At 65.0% G+C, this 5,131-nt stretch carries 5 protein-coding genes; 4 read left to right on the top strand and 1 reads right to left on the bottom strand.

What is annotated here, in order from left to right; translation table 11 throughout:
• The coding region (locus tag EOD15_RS28080) for a DNA alkylation response protein (protein ID WP_185929102.1) at window positions 1-1,523 on the bottom strand (1,523 nt) is incomplete at its 3' end.
• Between the two features lie 208 nt (window positions 1,524-1,731).
• Between EOD15_RS28080 and EOD15_RS28075 the strand changes: the two genes are divergently transcribed.
• The 4 genes from EOD15_RS28075 to EOD15_RS28060 all read left to right on the top strand — a co-directional run.
• A complete protein-coding gene (locus tag EOD15_RS28075; protein WP_127321160.1) occupies window positions 1,732-2,691 on the top strand; it encodes an aspartate carbamoyltransferase catalytic subunit in 960 nt (319 codons plus the stop codon).
• Complete coding sequence (locus EOD15_RS28070) at window positions 2,688-3,974, top strand: dihydroorotase (protein WP_127409037.1); 1,287 nt, start codon at window positions 2,688-2,690, stop codon at window positions 3,972-3,974. Before EOD15_RS28075 ends, EOD15_RS28070 begins: the two co-directional genes overlap by 4 nt.
• Before the next feature lie 57 nt (window positions 3,975-4,031).
• Window positions 4,032-4,619 (top strand): glycerol-3-phosphate 1-O-acyltransferase PlsY, encoded by a 588-nt coding sequence (plsY, locus tag EOD15_RS28065; protein ID WP_127323106.1) that lies wholly within the window; start codon window positions 4,032-4,034, stop codon window positions 4,617-4,619.
• Between the two features lie 17 nt (window positions 4,620-4,636).
• Window positions 4,637-5,131, top strand: a 495-nt coding sequence (locus tag EOD15_RS28060) for a DNA-processing protein DprA (protein WP_148129664.1), incomplete at its 3' end; no start/stop codon positions are given.

The raw sequence follows: 5,131 nt of genomic DNA, 5'->3' as shown, positions 1-5,131 counted from the left end.
AAACGCGTCTCGACGAAAGCGGCGGCGATCCGCCCGGCCCCCAAACGGCGCAATTCCGCCGCCGCAGCCGACAGTGCCAGCTGCTCGGTCAGCAGCCGGGCCGAACCTTCGTCGGTTGAAGCAACCTGCATCGCCGCCTTTAGCACGCCGATCGTGCCGCGTCCGCCGGCGCCGAGATCACGGTCGATGCCGGCCAGCACATCCTCGAACAGGCCGGGCGCACGGCCGAGCACGCGCAGCACATCAAGCGCCATGACATTGCCCGAGCCTTCCCAGATCGCGTTGACCGGGGCCTCGCGATAGTAGCGGGCGAGTGGCGCCTCCTCGACATAGCCGTTGCCGCCGAGGCACTCCATCGCCTCATAGAGCAAAGGCGGCGCGATCTTGCAGACCCAGTATTTGACGACCGGCGTCATGGCCCGGGCAAACGCTGCCTCGCCGCGGTCGCTGGCCGCCTCGTCGAAGGACCGCGCCAGCCGGAACGACAGCGCGGTGGCGGCGGCGACATCGAGCGCCATATCGGCCAGAACGCGCTGCATCAGCGGCTGCTCGATCAAGGTCGAACCGAACACCTGGCGATGGCGGGCGTGATGGACGGCCTCGGCCAGGCCCGCGCGCATGATAGCCGACGATGCGATGGCACAATCGAGCCGGGTGAGCGTGACCATGTCCATGATCGTCTTCACACCGGCACCGGGTTCGCCGACCATCTCGCCGATGGCATTGACGAATTCGACTTCGGAGGAGGCGTTGGAACGGTTGCCGAGCTTGTCCTTCAGTCGCTGAAAGCGGAAGCCGTTGCCCGAACCATCACCGAGGACGCGCGGCACGAGGAAGCACGACAGCCCCTCCGGCGCCTGCGCCAGCACCAGGAACGCATCCGACATCGGCGCGGACATGAACCATTTGTGCCCCGTCAGACGATAAAAACCGCTGCCGGCGCGTTCCGCCCTCGTCACATTGGCGCGCACATCGGTGCCGCCCTGCTTCTCGGTCATGCCCATGCCGAGCGTCAGCCCGGTCTTCTCGACCGGCGGTTTCTGGCTCTGGTCGTATTTGCGCGTCGTCACGCGCGGCGCCCATTCGCGAAACAGTTTCGGGCTGGCCATCAAGGCCGCCAGCGAAGCGTTGGTCATGGTGATGGGGCACAGATGCCCGGTCTCGAGCTCAGCCGTCAGATAAAACCGGGCGGCACGGACCTGATGGCGGCGGCCGATCTCGGTGTCGCCGTTCTCCCATACCGAGGAATGCAGCCCGTTGGCCACAGAGCGGCGCATCAAGGCGTGATAGGCGGGATGGAACTCGACCACGTCGATGCGCCGTCCCTGGCGATCATGCGTCCTGAGCTTCGGCGTCTCGACATTGGCGAGGCGCGCCAATTCCTGCGCCTCCTGCGTCAGCACGAAGCGGCCGAGACCGTCGAGATCTTTGCGCACCGGATCGGAAAAACGTTCCGCGAGCTGGATCAGCAACGGATCGCCCCGCCAGGCGTTGCCGCCCGTCAGCGGCGGCGGCTGGTTCATCACGTCGTCGGTCACGCCCAATCCTTCTATCGTCAGAAAGCCACGAATCCGAGGCTGTCGGCTAGATATAGCCAAGCCATGCAGCGCGCGCGATGAAAATACCGGCCGATACAATCGGCCATCTATACGAAAAAATTGAGGAGAACGGCTGCAATGCAAAGCTGGCGCTTGCAGCCGCAAAGTCTCCACCCTATAGCAGCGCCTTGAGATGACCGACGCTTCGTCCCCCTATCCTCATCGCCATCTTCTGGGCATCCGCGACCTTTCCCCCGCCGATATCGAGCTGTTGCTCGACAGGGCGGACCGAGCGGTCGCGATCTCGCGGCAGTCCGAGAAGAAAACCTCGACGCTGCGCGGCCGCACACAGATCAACCTCTTTTATGAAGCCTCGACGCGCACACAGTCGTCGTTCGAGCTTGCCGGAAAGCGCCTCGGCGCCGATGTCATGAACATGTCGGTGGCAAGCTCTTCGGTGAAGAAGGGCGAAACGCTCATCGACACGGCGATGACGCTTAACGCCATGCGGCCCGACATATTGATCATCCGCCACCAGTCGGCGGGCGCGGCGGCGCTGTTGGCGCAAAAAGTCGGCTGCTCGGTGGTCAATGCCGGCGACGGCGCCCATGAGCACCCGACACAGGCGCTGCTCGACGCGCTGACCATCCGCCGCGCCAAGGGCCCGCTGTCGAAGCTGATCGTGGCGATCTGCGGCGACATCCTGCATTCGCGCGTGGCACGTTCCAACATCATGCTGCTCAACGCGCTCGGCGCGCAGGTGCGCGTCGTCGCACCGTCGACGCTTCTGCCCACCGGCATCGAGAAGATGGGCGTCATCGTCACCCGCTCGATGGCCGAGGGCCTCAAGGACGCCGATGTGGTGATGATGCTGCGCCTGCAGCGCGAGCGCATGGAAGGCGCGTTCGTGCCTTCGGTGCGCGAGTATTTCCGCTATTTCGGCCTTGATGCGGAAAAACTGAAGGCGGCCAAGGGCGATGCGCTGGTGATGCACCCCGGGCCGATGAACCGCGGCGTCGAGATCGCCTCGGAAATCGCCGACGGTCCGCAGAGCGTCATCCAGGAACAGGTCGAAATGGGCGTCGCCGTGCGCATGGCCGTCATGGAAGCGCTGCTTGACCCGCGCCGCAATAATGAAGGCCGCGGCGCATGAGCATAACGGTCTTCGAGCGCGTCCGCATTATCGACCCGTCGCGCGGCATCGACGAAGTCGGCGCCGTCATCGTCGACGGCCGCAAGATCGTTGCCGCCGGCAAGGCGGCGCTAAACCAGGGCGCGCCCGAGGGCGCCACCGTTGTCGACTGCGCCGGCAAGGCGATCATTCCAGGCCTGATCGATGGCCGCGTCTTCATCGGTGAACCGGGCGGCGAGCATCGCGAAACCATCGCGTCGGCAAGTGTCGCGGCGGCGGCCGGCGGCGTCACCTCCATCGTCATGATGCCCGACACCGATCCGGTGATCGACAATGTGGCGCTGGTCGAGTTCGTGCTGCGCACCGCCAAGGACACGGCGATCGTCAACGTCTTTCCGGCGGCAGCGATCACCAAGGGCCTCGACGGGCGCGAGATGACCGAGTTCGGCCTGCTGCGCGAAGCAGGCGCCGTCGCCTTCACCGATGGTCGCCACACCATATCGAGCGCGCTGGTGATGCGCCGCGCGCTGACCTATGCGCGCGATTTCGGCGCCACCATCGTGCACGAGACGCAGGATGCGGACCTCGGTTCATCCGGCGTGATGAACGAGGGCCTTTACGCCAGCTGGCTCGGCCTTTCCGGCATTCCGCGCGAAGCCGAATCCATCCCGCTGGAACGCGATCTGGCCTTGGCGCGGCTGACGCGCGGTTCGTACCACGCAGCAAAGATCTCGACGGCGATGGCGGCAAACGCCGTGACGCGTGCGAAAATCGACGGGGCGACGGTGACGTCAGGCGTGGCGATCCACAATCTGTCGCTGAATGAAAACGATGTCGGCGAATACCGCACCTTCTTCCGTCTGACCCCGCCTTTGCGCGCCGAGGAAGACCGGCTGGCGATGATCGATGCGGTCAGGGACGGCACGATCGACATCATCGTCTCCTCGCACGATCCGCAGGACGTCGACACCAAGCGCCTGCCCTTTGCCGATGCGGCGGCCGGCGCCATAGGGTTGGAGACGCTGCTGGGCGCCGCACTGCGGCTCTACCACAATGGCGATGTGCCGTTGCTGCGGCTGATCGAAACCCTGTCCACCGCTCCCGCAAAACTGTTCGGCCTGCCCGGCGGCACGTTGAAGCCGGGCGCTGTCGCCGATCTTGCGCTTGTCGATCTCGACGAACCCTGGATCGTCAGCGAAAGCGGTATTCGTTCCCGGTCGAAAAACACCTGTTTCGAAGGCGCGCGACTACAAGGCAAGGTCTTGCAAACGCTGGTTGCGGGCCGCACAGTGTTTTCCGCCTGAACCGGCCACGGCGCACCGCGCCTGATCCGGCCAAACTGGGGAAATGCGGGGGGAACAATGATTTACAGCCTCATCCCAACGCTCGTGTTCGGCTATTTGCTTGGCTCGATTCCGTTCGGGCTCCTGCTCACCCGCGCGGCCGGCCTTGGCGATGTGCGCAAGATCGGCTCCGGCAATATCGGTGCCACCAATGTTCTGCGCACCGGCAACAAGGGCCTTGCCGCCGCGACGCTGCTGCTTGACGCGCTGAAGGGCACGGTCGCCGTGCTGATAGCAGGCCATTTCGCGCCTGACCTGGCGATCTGGGCCGGTCTCGGCGCCTTTCTCGGTCATCTCTTCCCGGTCTGGCTCGGTTTCAAGGGCGGCAAGGGCGTCGCCACCTATCTCGGCGTGCTGATCGGCCTTGCCTGGCAGGTGGCGCTGATCTTTGCCGTCGCCTGGCTGGTGATGGCATTTCTGTTCCGTTATTCCTCGCTGGCGGCGCTGACGGCGGCGGTCATCGTGCCGATCGCTCTCTATGTCCTGAGCACACCGCAGAATGCGGCCTTGTTCGTGGTGATGAGCATCATCGTTTTCATCAAGCACCGGGAAAACATTTCGCGGCTGCTTGCCGGCACCGAGGGCAAGATCGGAGCCAAGGGGTGAGCGAGCCTGCCGCCGTGGTGAGTGGGCCGGCCGCCGGGCCGCGTCTCAGCGACCGGCAGCGGCTGAGTTGGCTGCGGCTGATCCGCACCAAGAATGTCGGCCCCGCATCCTTTCGCGACCTCATCAACCGTTTCGGTTCGGCCGAGGCGGCGCTGGAGATATTGCCGGAACTGATGATTTCAGGCGGCGCCATCCGGATCGCTCGCATCCCTTCCATTGCCGAAGCCGAGGCCGAACTGGAATTAGCCGGAAAGGCCGGCGCCCGCTTTGTCGGGATCGGTGAAACAGACTACCCACCCCTATTGCGCAACATGGACCATCCGCCGCCGTTGCTGGCGGTAAAGGGCAACGCAGCTGTTTTTCGGCTGCCGGGTGTCGCCATCGTTGGGGCACGCAACGCGTCCCTGGCCGGCATCAAGATGGCACGCATGCTGGCGGCCGACCTCGGCCGCGACGGCTACGCAATCGTCTCCGGCCTTGCGCGCGGCATCGACACGGCGGCGCATCAGGGC

The organism is Mesorhizobium sp. M7A.T.Ca.US.000.02.2.1 (genome assembly GCF_003996995.1).
Classification (GTDB): domain Bacteria; phylum Pseudomonadota; class Alphaproteobacteria; order Rhizobiales; family Rhizobiaceae; genus Mesorhizobium.
Note: the sequence above shows the minus strand (reverse complement) of the source record. Positions and strands in the feature narration are given on the sequence as shown.